The sequence below is a fragment of the Pseudomonas sp. 2995-3 genome (genome assembly GCF_002742565.1).
GTDB classification, from domain to species: Bacteria; Pseudomonadota; Gammaproteobacteria; order Pseudomonadales; family Pseudomonadaceae; genus Aquipseudomonas; species Aquipseudomonas edaphica.
Map to the genome: position 1 here is coordinate 1 of NZ_LJSB01000172.1, position 17,579 is coordinate 17,579.

15 protein-coding genes are annotated in these 17,579 nt (G+C 61.3%); 6 read left to right on the plus strand and 9 right to left on the minus strand.

Features of this window, described 5'->3' with window-relative positions; all coding sequences use genetic code 11:
• From AOA62_RS11740 to AOA62_RS11750, 3 genes are all read right to left on the minus strand, one after another.
• Positions 1-2,435, minus strand: a 2,435-nt coding sequence (locus AOA62_RS11740; protein WP_143521816.1) for an RHS repeat domain-containing protein, incomplete at its 3' end; no start/stop codon positions are given.
• A gap of 146 nt (positions 2,436-2,581) precedes the next feature.
• Entirely contained in the window at positions 2,582-5,665 is a 3,084-nt protein-coding gene (locus tag AOA62_RS11745) for an efflux RND transporter permease subunit (protein WP_099548720.1), read from the minus strand.
• A 2-nt stretch (positions 5,666-5,667) separates the two neighbouring features.
• The gene (locus AOA62_RS11750) at positions 5,668-6,774 is read right to left on the minus strand and encodes an efflux RND transporter periplasmic adaptor subunit (protein ID WP_099548721.1); all 1,107 of its coding nucleotides are present in this window, start codon (positions 6,772-6,774) and stop codon (positions 5,668-5,670) included.
• A gap of 101 nt (positions 6,775-6,875) precedes the next feature.
• Between AOA62_RS11750 and AOA62_RS11755 the strand changes: the two genes are divergently transcribed.
• A complete protein-coding gene (locus AOA62_RS11755; RefSeq protein WP_099548722.1) occupies positions 6,876-8,078 on the plus strand; it encodes a multidrug effflux MFS transporter in 1,203 nt (400 codons plus the stop codon).
• Positions 8,079-8,195: 117 nt separating this feature from the next.
• On the opposite strand, the gene AOA62_RS11760 is transcribed toward AOA62_RS11755, so the two are convergent.
• Positions 8,196-9,104, minus strand: coding sequence for a LysR family transcriptional regulator (locus AOA62_RS11760; protein WP_026013891.1), 909 nt, complete (start codon positions 9,102-9,104; stop codon positions 8,196-8,198).
• Positions 9,105-9,210: 106 nt separating this feature from the next.
• Here AOA62_RS11760 and AOA62_RS11765 point away from each other — a divergent pair, with 106 nt between their 5' ends.
• The 3 genes from AOA62_RS11765 (at position 9,211) to AOA62_RS11775 (ending at position 12,449) form a co-directional block, all read left to right on the plus strand.
• Positions 9,211-10,077, plus strand: coding sequence for a pirin family protein (locus tag AOA62_RS11765; protein WP_017139688.1), 867 nt, complete (start codon positions 9,211-9,213; stop codon positions 10,075-10,077).
• 85 nt (positions 10,078-10,162) lie between these two features.
• Positions 10,163-10,789, plus strand: a complete 627-nt coding sequence (ycaC, locus tag AOA62_RS11770; protein WP_017139687.1) for an isochorismate family cysteine hydrolase YcaC — start codon at positions 10,163-10,165, stop codon at positions 10,787-10,789.
• 214 nt (positions 10,790-11,003) lie between these two features.
• Positions 11,004-12,449 (plus strand): mechanosensitive ion channel domain-containing protein, encoded by a 1,446-nt coding sequence (locus AOA62_RS11775; RefSeq protein ID WP_099548723.1) that lies wholly within the window; start codon positions 11,004-11,006, stop codon positions 12,447-12,449.
• Between the two features lie 190 nt (positions 12,450-12,639).
• Here the strand turns inward: AOA62_RS11775 and AOA62_RS11780 are convergent, their stop codons facing one another.
• A complete protein-coding gene (locus tag AOA62_RS11780; RefSeq protein WP_099548724.1) occupies positions 12,640-13,338 on the minus strand; it encodes an SDR family oxidoreductase in 699 nt (232 codons plus the stop codon).
• Between the two features lie 107 nt (positions 13,339-13,445).
• Between AOA62_RS11780 and AOA62_RS11785 the strand changes: the two genes are divergently transcribed.
• Together AOA62_RS11785 and AOA62_RS11790 are read left to right on the plus strand one after the other, a co-directional pair.
• Positions 13,446-13,880: a helix-turn-helix domain-containing protein gene (locus AOA62_RS11785; RefSeq protein ID WP_017139684.1), complete on the plus strand. Its 435-nt coding sequence runs from the start codon at positions 13,446-13,448 to the stop codon at positions 13,878-13,880.
• 219 nt (positions 13,881-14,099) lie between these two features.
• On the plus strand, positions 14,100-14,687 hold the full coding sequence (locus AOA62_RS11790) for a LysE family translocator (RefSeq protein ID WP_017139683.1): 588 nt from the start codon (positions 14,100-14,102) through the stop codon (positions 14,685-14,687).
• Here AOA62_RS11790 and AOA62_RS11795 read toward each other — a convergent pair.
• From AOA62_RS11795 to AOA62_RS11815, 4 genes are all read right to left on the minus strand, one after another.
• A complete protein-coding gene (locus AOA62_RS11795; protein ID WP_017139682.1) occupies positions 14,629-15,522 on the minus strand; it encodes an AraC family ligand binding domain-containing protein in 894 nt (297 codons plus the stop codon). The genes AOA62_RS11790 and AOA62_RS11795 overlap by 59 nt on opposite strands.
• Before the next feature lie 63 nt (positions 15,523-15,585).
• On the minus strand, positions 15,586-16,005 hold the full coding sequence (locus AOA62_RS11800; RefSeq protein WP_099548725.1) for a GNAT family N-acetyltransferase: 420 nt from the start codon (positions 16,003-16,005) through the stop codon (positions 15,586-15,588).
• Between the two features lie 193 nt (positions 16,006-16,198).
• A complete protein-coding gene (locus AOA62_RS31420) occupies positions 16,199-16,744 on the minus strand; it encodes a hypothetical protein (protein WP_143521812.1) in 546 nt (181 codons plus the stop codon).
• Positions 16,745-16,919: 175 nt separating this feature from the next.
• Positions 16,920-17,411, minus strand: a complete 492-nt coding sequence (locus AOA62_RS11815) for a GNAT family N-acetyltransferase (protein WP_017139679.1) — start codon at positions 17,409-17,411, stop codon at positions 16,920-16,922.
• Positions 17,412-17,579 lie beyond the last annotated feature (168 nt).

A 17,579-nucleotide genomic window follows, 5' to 3' on the forward strand; every position in this document is an offset into this window, starting at 1 on the left:
CAGACCAGCCGATGGCAACTGTTATCGGGAAACCAAACCCCCGTCAGCTGCCCATATTTGTTGTAGCTGTAGTCCGTAATATTGCCGTCAGGATCGGTCTTGCGAATGACGTCGCCCTGATCGTTACGCTCATACTTCCAAACGGCCTCACCACGGCGTACAACCCGCACGAAACCGTTGTCATGCTCGTAGGACGTCGGCTCATCGTCCCCCGGAAACAGCGCCACCAAGCGTCCGGCGTCGTCGTACTGATACGCCGTCACCGCCCCAAGCGGGTCCTGCTCGACCGTCAGCCGGCCCTTGTCGTCATAAGACTTGAAGTGCTCAGCACCGTCCGGATCAATGCGCTGCACCAGCCGCGCACGGTCATCGTGGACATACACTTCCCGGCTGCCATCAGCGTTATGCACCGTGACACGGCCGTCGTCACCCCAGGCATACCGCGTATCCATCTGCGAAAAGCTGGCCCAGTGCCGAACACATCGGGAGGCCTTACCCGCCCGTTCCCATTCCCAAAAGAAGCTCGCCCCACCGGCCAACCCACGCTCAAGAATGACGTGCTGCTCGTCGTACCGATAAACCTCGCTTTCGCCTACAGCATTGGTCGCAGAAACCAGTCGGCCAAGGTCGTCATAGGCGTAGGAAACAACCTTCTGCTCCGTCACCCATTCAAACGGCTCATGCCCTTTGGCCCGATGAACCTGATAGTCCACCGCCACAATGCGGCCAAATTCATAACGCAGAAACAGCGAGCGACCTACACCATTGTCCAGCCGCTCAACCCGCCCCAAACGATCGCGGAAAACCCGCAACCGGTTGTCATATGCATCGCTGATGGCTGTCAGCACACCCTCTTGAAAGTGGTAGAACCGCGACGCCTGGGCCAGCACCAGTTCATCGGGCAAATCGCCCAAGTAGATCGCCGCTTCAGCCAAGCTATTGGTAATCGCCGGTCGAGCAGCGGAGGGCAGCACAAACTCGGTACGACGATTCTCATGATCCGTCCACACCACCGAATCACCGGAAACAGAAAGCCGCTGCGCCAGCGAATGGCTCCAGCCAAACCCCAACCCGCCATCCACTTCCACCGCACTGGTGCGATACAGCCGTGTCCACTCAAACGGCAAGACCCCATCCAACGTGCCATCGGTGAGGGTCAGCAATTCCTCGCCGGTGACCATCGACACCGGGCAACCGTGGGTGACGGTTTTGTCCGCAGGTGCCGCCGCATCGCCATTCAGATTCTTGCCCGAAGCCGGCACATCATCCACAGGTTCCTGGCGCACCAACGCGGTCTGCTGCGTCTTGCTGCGCACCGCCGGCACCGGGTTGGCAACCAACTGGTCCCCAGCCTTCAACGGCGCAACCGGCACGGTCTTGATCGGCGTCGGGGCACTGCCCAGCAAGATCGGCTTGGCCGCCTCGACATGCTCACCCAAGCGAGATTTACCGAATTGCCCGGCCAGTTGCTCCAACCACCGGCGCGCGCGCCGAGACTTGATGCCGCCCAGCACCTGGGCGCTCATGCGTATCGCAATCCCCATACCGCCCGTGGCCAGGGCCAGCACCAGGTTAATCAGCACGTCGGCGCTGATCTCACCCAGCAACTCGTTCATGTAGGCAGGCGGCAACAACCGCATCCAACTGACCATGGCCGACAGGTAGATAAACAGCAGCGGCTCATCGCTGAGCACCAACAGGCCTTTTTCAAGCGCCTCGGCGCTGGCATTCAGCAGCTGTTCAAACTCGGCCTGGGACAGATAACTCAGCAGCTTTTCAGCGTTATCCAACGGGTGTGCAAGCCACTCAAATAGCTGCTTGAGGCTGTCCCATAGTGAGTACAGCGCCTGGCCAAACCCTTTGGCGTAAGCCTGGTCCAGCATGAGATAACGCTTGAGGACATTGGCCTCGGAGTAGTCCTGCCACAGTGGCGCAAATGTGCCGCTCCACTCGCTGCGCAGCCAGCCTTCCAGCGGTTCGATGACCGACTGATAGGAGGCATACAACGCCTTGAAATACGCAGGCGAAACGTCGGGGTAAAAGTTGACCCGGTACTGCTGGTTGCGATCACATTCGGTGATTTCGAGAATGCCGCTGGGGCCAATAGTTTTGCGGATCGGCTCGCCCAGTGGGCCGCCATTGGGGTCTACGCGTTGCAGCACCACCGGCGTATTGCCGATGGGCACAAAGCGCGTGCTCTGGAACATATGCACCAGGGTCAACGTGCCGCTGGCCTGGCAGGTGGCGACGGTGGTGCTGGGAATGATCGAGCGGTTGATCGGCGCCACCAGCGCCACTTCGTTGCCGACCTTGAACACCTGTTCGACGTCCAGCGCTGAAAAGCTGAAAAAGCTTTCCGCCCAGGCATCGTAGGTATTGAGGCAGCGTCTGAAATCGCCGAGAACGGACTCAACGTCCCGCGTTTTTGAATCCATGGCCGCCAGCACCAGCAGGCCAATGGTCTGGCCGGTGGCGGCGATCAAAAGACAACCCTATAAGTCGGAAAAACCATCTGCAATCCCTCGCACTGTGTGATCAGGCGAAGGACTTTGCAGAGATTTTCAGGACAACTCTGTAGAGCTTATCCGGTGGTTACGTGGGAAGTTTCAACGGCCTTCGTGCGCTCCCGCCCAAGCACCAGGCTGCACAGCGCCGGCAGGAACAACAGCGTCAACACGGTGCCTACCAGCACCCCGCCAATCAGCACGTAGGCCAGGGACGACCAGAACACCGACAGCGTCAACGGAATAAACGCCAGCGCCGCCGCCAATGCGGTCAGGATCACCGGCCGCGCCCGGCGCACGGTGGCTTCGATAATCGCCTCGCGCACTGCCATGCCATGGTCCTGGTTCTGGCGGATCTGGTCGGTAAAGATCAGCGTGTTGCGCATCAGAATGCCGCCAATCCCGATCAGGCCCAGAATCGCATTAAACCCGAACGGCTGGTTGAACAGCAGCAAGGTCGGCACTGCGCCAATCAAGCCCAGCGGCGCCGTGGCGAAGACCATGAACATCACGCCAAACGAGCGCACCTGGAACATGATCACCGTGAGGGTCAGCAAAATCATGATCGGGAACAGTGCCGCCAGCGCCACGTTGGCCTTGGCGCTTTCTTCCACTGGGCCGCCGATCTCGATCTGGTAACCGGCGGGCAGCTTGGCGATCAAGGGTTGCAGGTCTTTGTATACGGCCATTTCCACGTCGGGCGGTTGCACGCCGTCGATGATGTCGGCGCGCACTTCCACGGTGCTTGCACGGTTGCGCCGCTTGAGGATCGGCTCTTCCATCACCGCCTGGAAGTGCCCGACCTGGGCCAGCGGCACCGAGGTGCCGGCGCTGTTGGTGAGGGTCATGTTGTTGAGGTTGCCGAGGTTCTCGCGCTGGTTGCCCTGGGCACGCGCGACCACCGACACGGTGCGGTTGCCTTCGCGCACTTCGGTGATCGGGTTGCCGCTGAGCAAGGCGTTGAGCTGGGATTTGACCTCGTTGGGCGTGAAGCCCAGCAGGCGCAGGCGGTCCTGGTCCAGCACCAGCCGATAACCGCTGGTGCGTTCGCCCCAGTCGAGGAAAGCGTCCCTGGTCAGCGTGTTGGCCGCCACGACGCGGCGCACGTCTTCGGACACCCCGCGCAGCACATCCAGGTTCGGCCCGGACACACGAAACACCACCGGGAACGGCACCGGCGGGCCAAACAGCAATTGCGTGACGCGCACCCGCGCTGCCGGGAATTCACCGGCGGCAATGCGTTCACGCATGCGCACTTTCAATGCGTCACGGGCATGGGAGTCCGGGGTTTGCACAATCAGTTTGGCAAACGCCGGGTCGGGCAGTTCGGGGTTCAGCGACAGGAAAAAGCGTGGCGCACCGCCGCCCACATAGGTGTCGACCAGGCTGGTTTGCGGTTCTTGCAGCAAGGCTTTTTCCAGCTGCGCCGCCACCGCTTCGGTGCTTTTGAAGGCGCTGCCGGGCGGCATGTACACCTCAAGGATCAGCTCGGAACGGTCGGAGTTGGGGAAAAACTGCTTCTTCACCACGCCCATGCCCAGCACGCACAGTACAAAGGCACCGACCACCAGGCCAGTGACCAGCCAGCGTTGGCGCACACAGGCTTCGACCAGGCTGCGCAGTTTCTGGTAATAACGGCCGGCGTAAATCGCGTCATGACCGCCTGGCACCGGTTTGATCTGCGGCAGCAACTTCACGCCCAGGTACGGCGTGAACACCACGGCCACCAGCCAGGACGAGATCAGCGCAAAGCCGACGATCCAGAAGATATTGCCGGCATATTCGCCGGCGCCGGAGCGGGCAAAACCCACCGGCAGAAAGCCGATGATGGTCACCAAGGTGCCGGTGAGCATCGGCGCCGCAGTGGAACTCCAGGCAAACGTGGCGGCGTGAATCCGGTCAAACCCTTCTTCGAGTTTTACCACCATCATCTCGATGGCGATGATCGCATCGTCCACCAGCAAACCCAGGGAAATAATCAGCGCGCCCAAGGTAATGCGGTCAAATTCACGCCCGGTGAGCAGCATGATCACAAACACCACCGACAAGGTCAGCGGCACCGCGGCGGCCACCACCAGCCCGACGCGAAAGCCCAGGGCCAACAGGCTGATTACCATCACTACGGCCAGGGCGACGAAGAATTTGAGCATGAACTCATTCACCGCCAGGCTGATGTTTTTCGCCTGGTCGGAGACCTTGGCGAAGTTCACGCCCAGCGGCAGGTCCGCCTGGATTCTGGCTTCCTGGGCCTTGAGGCTTTTGTCCAGTTCCAGGCCGTTCCAGTGCTTCTCCATGATCACGCCAAGCATCAGCGCCGGGTCGCCCTGATGGCGGATGCGATAGCTGGGCGGGTCTTCATAACCACGGCTCACGGTCGCCACATCGGCAATGCGCAGTACGCGGCCGTTGACTTCCAGCGGTACGTTTTCGATCAGCGCCAGGCTGTCGAAGGCGCCGTCGATGCGAATATAGGCACGCGCGCCGGCGGTTTCGACAAACCCCGACGGCGCCACCGCGTTTTGCGCGGCGAGGGCGGCGAAGATCTGGTCCGGCTTGATGCCCAGCGTGGCCAGGCGCTCATAAGAGAACTCGACAAATATCCGCTGCGCCTGCTCGCCGAGGATATTGACCTTCTTCACGCCCGGCAGGTTGAGCAAGCCCTGGCGCAAGTCTTCGGCCATCTGCACTTGCTGGCGATGGGGCAGGTGCTCGGCTTCCAGCGCATACAGGGCGAAATACACATCGGAATATTCGTCATTGAAGAACGGCCCGATCACTCCTTTGGGCAGTTTCGCCGCTTCGTCGCTGAGCTTTTTGCGGGTCTGGTAGAACAGGTCCTGGATCTCACTGGGGCGCGTGGATTCCTTGTAGGTCATGCGCATCGACACAAAACCCGGCTGGGCGATGGTCTCGACGCGGTCGTAGTAGTCCAGTTCCTGCAGGCGTTTTTCCAGGCGGTCGGCGACTTGCTCCTGCATCTCCTGGGCGGTGGCGCCGGGCCAGGCGGCGGTGATGGTCATGACCTTGACGGTAAACGACGGGTCTTCAGCGCGCCCCAGCTTGCCGAACGAGAAGATCCCGGCGGCGAGGATCGCAATGATCAGAAACAGCGTGACGGCGCGGTGCTTTACCGCCAGTTCGGAGAGGTTGATGCCGCGCATGCTCAGTGGTCCTGTTTACGGTTGAGGGCCAGTGCCTGGGCCGGCAGCAGGCGCACGGTGTCGCCGCTGTGCAGCAAGTGCGCGCCAAGAGCGACGACGATCTGGCCGGGCGTTACGCCACTGTCGAGCAGCGCGTCTTCCTGGCCGAGGCTGGCGACGTTGACGGGGGCGAAGCTGACCTTGTCGTCCGCGCCAATCACCCACACGCCGGTGCCTTGCCCCGCATCCTGCAACGCGCCGATGGGCACGCGGGTTTGCTGGGCCTGGCCATTGCCTTGCAGGCGTACGGTGATGGTGGAGCCGAGGGCAAAACGGTCGACGGCGCCATGCAGCACGTAGCGTGCGCGGTAGGTGCGGGTGGTGGGGTCGGCGCTGGCCGACAGCTCGCGCAGGGTGGCTGTCACGGCCTGGTCCTGTGCGCCGAACGGGAAGGCCAGGGCTTTTTGCGCGGCTTGGTCGCGCTGGTTTTCCGGCAGGTTGACGATGGCTTCGCGGGCGCCGTCGTGGGCCAGGCGCGCCACGATCTGGCCTTCGGCGACCACTTGGCCGCGATCCACGCGCACATCGGTGATGATGCCGTCGCCGTCGGCCTTGAGCACCGAGTAAGTGCGGCGGTTTTCGATCTGGCTGGCATCCGATTGCGCCGCGGCCAGTTCGGCTTCGGCCACGCGCAGGTTGGTCGCCGACTGGTCGAAGATCTGCCGCGACACGGCGCCGGTGCTGGCCAGGCGCTGGTAACGGTTTTCGTCATCACGGCGCTGGCGCAATTGCGCCTGGGCAGCGTTGACGCGGTTTTTGGCCGAGCGCAGGGCCAGTTCGAAGTCGCCGATGTCCAGCACCAGCAAGGTGTCACCACGGGCGACGTGCTGGCCGGGGTCGATCTTGCGTTCGATGACTTTGCCGCTGACCCGGAAGCCCAAATCGCTTTCGGTGCGCGCCGCGACCACGCCGGTGTAGGCGCTTTGCTGGGTGCCGGCGGCCTCTACCTTGGCGGCCAGAACGGGACGCGGCAGCGGCACTTCAGCAGCGGTGTCGGCCTTGCTGTTGCAGCCGCTGAGGATAATCAACAGGGCCAGGGGCGTGAGAAGACGCAGGGGAAGAGGGTGCATGACGGGCTCCAGGGGTGGCCAATGGATAAAAAATTATGGACATAATTTTTTTCTCATATTATGGTCGAAATATAAATTAATCCAGCCCCCGGATATTCCTTATGTCGAACGCCCCGGCCCCCTCACGAAGCCTGTTGTTTTTACTGATGGCGCTCACCGCACTCGGTGAAGTCTCGACCCAATTGCTCATCCCCGGCCTGGGCGCCATCGAGCAGGCACTGGCGGCGCCAGCGGGTTCGGCGTTGATGGCGTTGTCGGCATTTGTGGCTGCATTTGGCCTTGGGCAATTGCTGTTCGGGCCGCTGTCGGACCGCATCGGCCGTCGCCCCGTGCTACTTGGCGGCCTGGCGCTGTATGTGCTGGCGACCCTGTCGATGCTGCTGGTCAGCGACATTCAACAGTTCATTGCCGCCCGCGTGCTGCAAGGCCTGGGCGCCTGCGCCGCGCTGGTGCTGGCGCGCACGGTGGTGCGTGATGTGTGGAAGGCCGAAGCGGGGCCGGCGCTGGCGTTGACCATGATCGGCATGCTCTACGCCATCGTCGTGGCGCCGATGATCGGTGGCCTGCTGATCAAGCTGCTGGGCTGGCAGGCGCCGATCGTGCTGGCGCTGGTGATCGGCAGCGTGGTGCTGGTGTTGGCGCTGCTGTTCTTTCGCGAGAGCAATCACTTTCTGGACCCCAAGGCCGGGCATTGGCGCACCCTCGGCGGCCAATACCTGGATCTGCTCAAGGGCCGCCAGTATCGGGCGTACGCGGTGGCGTTGGCCTGTACCTACGGCGCGATGTTCGCGGTGATCGCGGGTTCATCGGCGGTATTTATCAACCTGCTGGGGTTCAGCAGCCTTGAGTACGGGCTTAATTTTGGCCTGATCGTGTCGATGCTGATCGTTGGCTCTACCTACACCCGGCGCAATATCCTGCGCCTGGGGCCGCAACGCATTGTGTCGATGGGCGTGACGCTGGTCGCCATCGGCGGGATTCTAGCGGTGGTGATTTACGAGCTGTTCGGCCTGTCGGCGCTGGGCCTGGATATTCCGGTGGCGTTGGTCACCCTCGGCGGCGGCCTGGTGTTGCCGGGCTCTGTCACGGGCGGGGTGATGCCCAACGCCCATCGTGCGGGGTTGGCGGCGGGGTTGATGGGCTTTTCGCAGATGTTTGGCGCGACGTGCAGTGGCCTGTTGCTGAGCCATCTGCGTGATGGCAGTGCCACGCCGATGATCATGATCCAGGCGAGCTTTGCGGTTTCGGCGTTTGTGGCGTTCCACCTGCTGCGCCAGCGCCAAGCGCTGCTGGCCGCGGCTTGATCGTTCCCACGCTCTGCGTGGGAATGCCGCCCCGGACGCTCCGCGTCCCGCTCTGGCAGTCGTGACGCAGAGCGTCACTGGATGCATTCCCACGCGGAGCGTGGGAACGATCAGCGGTCAGGCCATGTCGCTGTGCGCGAATTCCTCGCCGAGAAAATCAATCAGGGTGCGCACCGACGGCAACAGCCCACGGCGCGAAGGGAAAATCGCGTGCACGATCCCGGTCCTTGGCGACCAACCCGGGATCAAGTTGACCAGGCGCCCGGCAGCAATGTCCTCGCGCACCACCACACTCGGCAGGTGCGCAATACCCACCCCGGCACACACCGCGTGGCGCAACGCCAACAGGTCATCGGTGATCATCCGTGGGAAATGCCGGATCACCGCGCTGGCGCCGTTCTCGCCAAACAATTCCCACTGGTACTCACGCTGCGCCGAGCCCCAATACACGCTCGGCAACCCATTCAAATCCCCCGGCAACGGCGGGTTGGACAGGCGCGACACCAACGCCGGGCTGCCCACCAGGCACTGCGTGCTGTTGCCAAGCACCTTCATCACCAGATCGGTGTCTTCCAAGGGCGGAAAGCGAATGCGCAGGGCGATGTCGAAGCCTTCGTGAATCACATCCACGCGCCGGTTGGTGCTCTCCAGGTGCAACTCCACCAGCGGGTACTTGAGCATATAGCGGGTCAGCATCGGCCCGACCCAGGAGTTGAGCAGGGCGGTGGGGCAGCTCAAACGCACAATGCCCTGGGGCTCGGAACGGTTGCGCTCGATCACTTCGGCAGCGGCTTCGGCCTCCACCCGCATGGCCAGGCAGCGCTGGTAATAGACCTGGCCGATTTCGGTGAGCGAACAATGCCGGCTGGTGCGGTTGATCAGGCGCACACCCAGGCGCTCTTCGAGCTCGCTGATACGCCGGCTGAGCTTCGATTTAGGCATGTCCAGCGCGCGGCCCGCGGCGGCAAAACCACGGTGCTCGACCACTTGGGTGAAGTAATAGAGGGTGTTGAGGTCTTCCACTATCGTTCTCCAAATAGAACGCTAAGGGTTATTTTTGCCGTCTAGCGCGGTAAAGGTAGCGGATTTAAGCTGTGTACATGCACTGCTTTCACGCCTTTGGAGAAACGCCATGAAAAATATCATCGGTATCTACACCAGCCCACGCAGCCATTGGGTAGGCGACGGCTTTCCGGTTCGCACGCTGTTTTCCTACGACACCATGGGCAAGCACATCAGCCCGTTCCTGTTGCTGGACCACGCCGGGCCGGCCGATTTCACCCCGACCCAAGCACGTCGTGGCGTCGGCCAGCACCCGCATCGCGGCTTTGAAACCGTGACCATCGTCTACAAGGGCGAAGTCGAGCACCGCGATTCCACCGGCGCTGGCGGCACCATCGGCCCAGGCGATGTGCAATGGATGACGGCGGCCAAAGGCATCCTGCATGAGGAGTTCCACTCCGCAGCGTTTGCCCAAAAGGGCGGCGCGCTGGAAATGGTGCAGTTGTGGGTCAACCTGCCGGCCAAGGACAAAATGACCGATGCCGGCTACCAGACCATCCTCGACGGCGATATCCCGTCATTACCGCTGGCCGACAACGCCGGCAGCTTGCGCCTGATTGCCGGTGAGTTTGCCGGTAAACAAGGCCCGGCCCGCACCTTCACGCCGATCGACGTGTGGGATGTGCGCCTCAATGCCGGTAAGTCTGTGACCCTCGACCTGCACGCCGGGCGCAACACCGCGCTGGTAGTGCTCAAAGGCACGGTGCAGGTCAATGGCCAGGAACTGGTGCGCGAAGGGCAACTGGCGTTGTTCGAACGCGACGGCGACCAACTCGCCCTGGAGTCGAACAACGATGCGATGTTCCTGCTGCTCAGCGGCGAACCCATCGACGAGCCTATCGTCGGCCACGGCCCGTTCGTGATGAACACCGAGCAAGAGATCCACCAGGCTTTTGCTGACTTCCAATCAGGCCAGTTCGGCCAGATGCATCACTGATTCACCCCCGCAACACCCAACCCAGATAGCCAGGCCGGTTTACCGGCCAAGGATGGCTGTCGCCCATGGAAAAGAGGAAGCACTCATGACTACTCCCTACAAACGTCTGGACAAGGACAACGCCGCCGTTCTGCTGGTTGATCATCAGGCTGGCCTGCTGTCTCTGGTGCGAGATATCGAACCGGACAAGTTCAAGAACAACGTGCTGGCCCTGGCTGACCTGGCCAAGTACTTCAAGCTGCCAACCATCCTCACCACCAGCTTCGAAACCGGCCCCAACGGCCCACTGGTACCGGAGCTGAAGACACTGTTCCCGGACGCGCCGTACATTGCGCGCCCTGGCCAGATCAATGCCTGGGACAACGAAGATTTCGTCAAGGCGGTCAAGGCCACCGGCAAGAAACAACTGATCATAGCCGGTGTGGTAACCGAGGTTTGCGTGGCGTTCCCTGCGTTGTCGGCTCTGGCTGAAGGGTTTGAGGTGTTCGTGGTGACGGACGCATCCGGCACCTTCAACGAAATCACCCGCGATTCGGCCTGGGACCGAATGTCGGCCAACGGCGCGCAACTGATGACCTGGTTCGGCCTGGCCTGTGAGCTGCACCGCGACTGGCGCAACGATATCGAAGGCCTGGGCACCTTGTTTGCCAACCATATCCCGGACTATCGCAACTTGTTTACCAGCTATAACGCGCTGACTGGCGCCAAGTAAGCGCAAGACCCAAGGGTTGCCACATACCCCATGTGTGGAGCGGGTTAGTGTGGGAGCTGGCTTGCCTGCGATGGCATCACCTCGGTTTATCAGTCATACCGAGGTGTCCGCATCGCAGGCAAGCCAGCTCCCACACAAAGCCTGTTCCCACATTTTGTTATTCAGTATTGCCGATTCATGCGATCTTCTCGCCATACACCCTGGAGTCGCCTGGATGCCCTCATTTATCGCTGATCACCCGATGCTGTGCGCCGTGGCGCTGATCTTTATCGACATCGCTGTGTGGCGGCTTATTTCCGCCAACCTCGCCAACTGGAAGCTGGCGGCGCGCCTGGCGATCTTTGCGGTGTTCAGCGCCGTGCTGTTCAACGACGGCATGAACCCCATGCAGCTTGCGCCCTATGGCGACAACACCGCCTTGCACCTGGCGGCCACGGCGTTGCAGATCGGCTGGTGGCTGTTCGCAGCGCGCACCCTCACGGTATTGCTCGGCACGGTCATGATGAATCGCGTCGGGCACGGCGGGCGCTTGCTGCAAGACCTGCTGGGCGCAGTGATCTTCCTGATCGCGATCATCGCCGCCATGGCCTATGTGCTCGACTTGCCGGTCAAGGGCGTGCTCGCTACCTCCGGCGCGGTGGCGATCATCGTCGGCCTGGCGCTGCAAAGCACCTTGAGCGACGTGTTTTCCGGGATCGTGCTCAACACCACCAAGCCGTATCAGGTGGATGACTGGATCTCCATCGACGGCACCGAAGGGCGCGTCACTGACATCGACTGGCGTGCCACACGCCTGCAAACCTCCCAGGGCAGCATGGCGGTGATCCCCAACTCCCTGGCGGCCAAGGCCAAGATCATCAACTTCTCACGCCCGGCGGACATGTTCGGCCTGGCGGTCAGCCTGCAAGTCAGCCCGCATGCGCGCCCGCAAACCGTGATCGAAGCGCTGGAGCGCGCGATGCAAGGCTGCCGGCCATTGTTGACCAAGCCCGCGCCCAGCGTGGCGTTCAAGGCTTCAGCCAGTGGCGGCGTGGAATACGAGATCAGCGGGTTTGTGCCGGCCATGGGCCAAAAGCGCGAAGTGCGTAACCAGCTTTACGACCTGGCGTTCCGCCACCTGCAAGCAGCGGGCGTGGGCCTGCTGTCGGCCACTGAAAGCAGCGCGCCGCCGGTGATGTCCCACGCACGGGCATTGCTGGAGCGTTCGTCGATTTTCTCCACGTTGCGCCAAGAGGAAAAAGACACCTTCAGCCAGAACATGACCCTGCACACCTACCGTGCCGGCGAGATGATCCTGCCGGCGGGGGAGGTCAGCGACCATTTGTTTATCGTCGAGTCCGGCGTGGTCTCGGTGATGTTGATCAAGGATGGCCACACGTTCGAAGCCGGGCGCATGGGGCCGGGCGAGGTGATTGGCGAGTCGGGGATTTTGTCCGATCAAGCGGCGCTGGCGGACTTCACCGCCAAGACCTTCTGCACGCTGTACCGCATCGAGAATGAATACCTCAAACCCTGCCTGGACGCGCGCCACGACATCAGCGAAGCGATGAAGGCACTGCTGGATTTCCGTGTGCACGCCGCGCAAGCCCTGACCCAGGACGCGCCGGTGGTGCCGGTCAAGAAAGGCTTTTTGCAATGGCTGCGTAACCGCGGGTTGTGAGGCCGTAACGCCATATCTTCGGGATATAACGCGATCTAAATGTGGGAGCGGGCTTGCTCGCGAATACGGTGGGTCAGTCGCCTATGCATCGACTGACACTACGCATTCGCGAGCAAGCCCGCTCCCACATTCAGACTGAGTTGTTTCAGTTGGAAGGTGCGCACCGGGTTCGGCGCGCACTGCTGGTTGCTCAATGACTCAAATACACCGGGCTGTCGGTGGACAGCGAAGCTTTTACCGCGTGGGTCATGTCGGTGATCAGCGCTTCTTCGCGGTCCTCACTTAATGCCTTGAGGGTAATGGCCACCACTTCCTGCGGGGTGCTTTTTGGCGCCTGCACATCCGCCACCATGTCAGTGTCGATATAGGCCGGGTGTACGCCGATCACCAAGGTGTTCTGCTCGCGCAATTCACCACGCAGGCCATTGGTAAGACCCCACTGCGCCGACTTGGAGGTGCTGTAGCCGCCGGAGCCGGGAGGGCTCAGCCAGCTCAGTACCGAGAGGATATTGATCAACGCGCCACCGCCGTGCCGGGCCAGGATCGGTGCAAAAGCGCGGCTCAGGCGCAAGGTGCCGAAGGTGTTCACCTCAAAGTGCTGCTGCAGGTTCTCGATGCTGTCTTCGGCCAGCAACGAGCCGTACTTGAGCCAGCCCGCGTTGTTGATCAACACGCTGACATCGCCGCACTGCTCGGCGGCGCGCTGCACGCTGGCCGGGTCGGTAATGTCCAGGGCAATCGGCGTGCTGCCGGGGATATCCACACTGGCCGGGTCACGTGCACCGGCATACACCTTGGCCGCACCCGCTGCCAGCAGCGCGGTGACAAACGCTTTGCCCAGGCCACGATTGGCACCGGTAACCAACACCACTTTTCCACGAATATCCATGATGCACTCCAGGCAACGAATTAGGTTTAATAATGAAACCGTTTTTATCTTGAGCCTGTTGGTCCTATAATGCAACCTAATATTTATGCATGCCCGGAGGCCCGACGATGAAACGCAAATGCCTGGAAGGCGACTGCTGCCCGGTCGCCCGCGCGCTCGACGTGGTGGGGGATTGGTGGACGCTGTTGATCATCCGCGACGCCTACGCCGGGGTGACGCGCTTTGGCGACTTTCAAAAACGCCTGGGCGTAGCGAAAAACATCCTCGCCACGCGCCTCAAGGACATGGTCGAACAAGGCCTGTTGCAAACCAGTGAAGTGGGCGCGCGCAGCGAATATCAACTCACCGACAAAGGCCGCGCGCTGATGCCGGTACTGGTAACCCTGGCGCAATGGGGCGAAACCTTCACGCAGCCGGCCGATGGCAGCACCCACTTGCTGGATGCGCGCTTGCTCAAGCCGCTGCGCAAGGTTGAGATCGTGTCCGAAGACGGCCGGGTGCTGGGCCTGGAAGACATCATCACCCAGATGCCAGCGGCATAACGACTGGGCCATTGTGGCGAGCAGGCTGTTGTGGCAAACAGGCTTGTTATGGAAAACAGGCTTGTTGTGGCGAGCAGGCTCGCCACAAAGGGAACATGGCGACCTGAAACGCTCTCAGGCAAAGCCTCCAAGACCTCAGGGGCATTTTCTTCAATACCACCGCAGCTCAGCCCTTTACCGTGAAGTCATCGTCACTCGGCATCACCAAAAGGAACTGCAATGAGCTTGATCATCTCCATGGCCGCCTTCGCTTTGGCCACTTCCATCACCCCCGGCCCGGTCAATGTGGTGGCGCTCAGCTCCGGCGCGCGCTTTGGCTTTGCCGCCAGCCAGAAACACGTAGTCGGCGCCGCCGTGGGCTTCACCTTGCTGCTGGTGCTGATCGGCCTGGGCCTGCATGAAGTGCTGGTGCGCTGGCCGATCCTCACCCAGTTGATCCAGTGGGGCGGGGTCGCCTTTTTGCTGTACATGGCCTGGAAACTCGCGGTCGACGATGGCCGACTCGACGCCGAAGGCACTGCCACCGCGCCATCGATGCTCTACGGCGCGATCATGCAATGGCTCAACCCCAAAGCCTGGCTGGCCTGTGTGGCGGGCATGGGCTTGTTCGTGGCCGATGGCGATGCGCGCCAAGTGTGGCTGTTTGCGGCGCTGTACCTGGTGATCTGCTACCTGTCGGTGGCGTGCTGGGCCTACGCCGGCACGTTTTTGCGGCGCTACCTGAGCAACCCGCAAGGCGTGCGGCTGTTCAACCGCTCAATGGCCGCGTTGCTGGTGGCCAGTGTGGGTTATTTGCTGATGGCTTGAGCAAGTCGCGGTACTGGCCCGGCGTAGCGGCGAAATGCAGTTTGAAGGTGCGCTGAAAATGCGCCTGGTCGGCAAACCCGGCGGCCAGGGCTACATCGGCGATCAGCTCGCCATTGCGCAATTGCGTGCGGGCAAACTGAATGCGCCGGTTGACCAGAAACGCATGGGGCGTGAGCCCGTAATACTGCTTGAACGCACGAATCAAATACGACGGCGACAGCTCGGCCGCCAGGCAAATATCCTCCAGCTTCAACGCTTCGGTGCAGTGCGCACGGATGTACTCGGCGGCGCGCTCCAGCTTGTGGTTGACCTCACGCAGCGGCGTCAAAGACGGGTTCAGGCGCTGCTGCACCTCGGTGAAATAACTCACCAGCGCACTCTCTTTCTGCAGCAACTCGGCCTGCTCATCCAACAGAATGCCGTACAGCTCGATCAGGCCGTTATACAACACCGTGTCGCGGGTATGCGGCGTATTGAACGGCCGATAACCCTGCTCGGTACTGAAACCCAGCTGGTATTGCAGGTCCGTCAGCCACGGTGTGTCGAGGTAAATCATGTGATACGACCAATGCTGGTCGTGGATCGGGTTGCACGCGTGCACATCACCGGGGTTCATCAACACCACCGTGCCGGCGCTGATCTCGAAGGTCTGCGCGCCATAGTGGTAATAACTGCGCCCGCGGGTGATGGCGCCGATGGAAAAATGCTCGTGGGCGTGACGGGTGTAAGTGACCTTGCGCCCGTCGGCGATGGTGCGTGCCTCAATGAACGGCAAGCGCTCGTCACGCCAGAAGCGTGGCGCGTGCGCGAGGTGAGGCGGGGTGTTCAGCGACATGGCGGTGGCTCCATCCCTTGAGGCGAGTTGCGATCATTGCACAGAGCGCCGGAGTCGTCAGCTTCAAAGCTGCTTGGACAAAAACACCCGGCTGCTGCCTTCGGGCTGGCAGGGTATTTCACCCAACCGCACCCACCCCTGTTTCTCGTAAAACCCCGGTGCCTGAAAACTCAGGGTGTACAGCACCGCATGCTGGCAGCCCCGGCGCCGCGCCTCGTCTTCGAAGGCCTGCAGCAACCGGCTGCCCAGGCCCGAACCGCGCAGGGCGTCGGGCAAGTGGAACAGGTCGAGGAAGGCCATGCCCAGGGTGGTTTTACCCGTGATGCCGCCCAGGATCTGCTGGGTGTCCGGGTCTTTGAGCAACACCATCAGTGGCCGCCGATCATTGGAGCCGGTGAAGGCCTCATTGAAGGCGGCGAGGCCATCGCCCAGCAGGCGCTCGGCGTCGGGGTTGGGTTGGTCGCTGATTTCAATCATGCTCATGCGTTCTCGCTCCTCAAAGCCGCTGGCGCACCATGTGCATCAGCCGTTCACCCACCTGATCAAAGCCTTTGTTCTGCGCCACCACCTGTGCGCCTTCCATCAGCAGACACAGCTCCTGCGAGCGGCCGAAGGTGTGGGCCGGGTTCGTCTAGCGCTTAGAACACCCTCCACGGAGCCTAACACCGTCAGCGACTCACACTCGCTGCCAGCCGCCCATGTTGTCGGCCTTGATTTCGAAATCGATGGCTTCGCGGTAAGCGTCGCCAAGATTGGCGTGCAGCCCCCCGCCGAGTGCTTGGGTAGGCTGCCATGTTTGTGTCTCTGGATCGAACACTTCGGCATCGTCACCGGCAGTGTCATCCATCTTGTTGCGTAAGGGGGTGTCGTTATCAATTCGGTGTTCGAGGCTGGCCCAGAGTTTGGTATTCGAATTGACCAGCGGGAAATCTGCCTGGTTTTCCGTCTTGCCCCTTGGGGACATGCTTGTATGCGAGGCCTGGGGCTCGCGATCCAAGGGAGCACGGTGAGCTGCCTCATGCATGTGTTGGATGTGCGAAGGGGGAGTGTAGGGCGTACGGGTGATTGGAAACATGGACGTACCTCGGCGATCTTTAAGAAAAAGTATCGCCAGAACCTGATCCGGCGATTCCTTTCGAAAACTACAGAGCCCTGCCAAGGCATTCAATAAGGTGATTTTTTGCAGATGTAACTGCTCAAAACTGCTGGTGACTGCGCTCATGTAACGATGGGTGCGGTCTATAGGCCGTGGCTCAAAACCGCGTATGACGTTTCAATTTGGCTATCAGAAAAGGCAATAGAGGCGAGCTTCTTACCTGTTGCAACACAGCTGCCCGTTCAATGATGGCTGGCGGGCGTAAATCCCGTTACATAAACACGACCAGAAAGTTAACGGCCTAAAGGCCCATCACCATCTCATGCCACGCCATCCCGCCATGCTCCGACGGCGACGGCTGCACATAGCCGTAACCCATGCGCGTATACAACGGTACATGCTGCTCCTTGCACATCAAATGAATCGTTTGCTTGCCCATCGCACGCATGCGCTGCACAAACTCAGTCATCAGCAGTTTGGAATAGCCCTTACCCTGCTGCGCCGGGTCGACCACCACCGACATGATCACCACATTCGGCGCCTCGGCCGCATGCCCCACCAACTCCTTGAACGCCTCATCCGACATCACCACCTGATGGGCGCAGCCACAATTGATAAACCCCACCACCGCGCCATCCGCCTCCAAAATCAAAAAGCCCTCGGGGTACTGCGCAATACGCGTGGCGATCTTCTCCAGCGTCGCCGCTTCATCGCCTTCGTAGGCGCTGGTTTCGATTTCAAAGCAACGCGCGGCGTCGGCGGGCAGGGCGTTGCGGAAGGTGAGGGCGGGCATGGGAGTTTCCTGGGGCATTAAGCGAAAGGCCACATCATAAAGAAACATCCAGTGCCTGACACAGATTGTGGTGATGGCAAACAAGCTCACTGTGGCGAGGGGGCTTGCGCTAATGCCAGTCAGTTAAGGCATAGCCGGTAATTGTGGCGAGGGAGCTTGCTCCCGTTG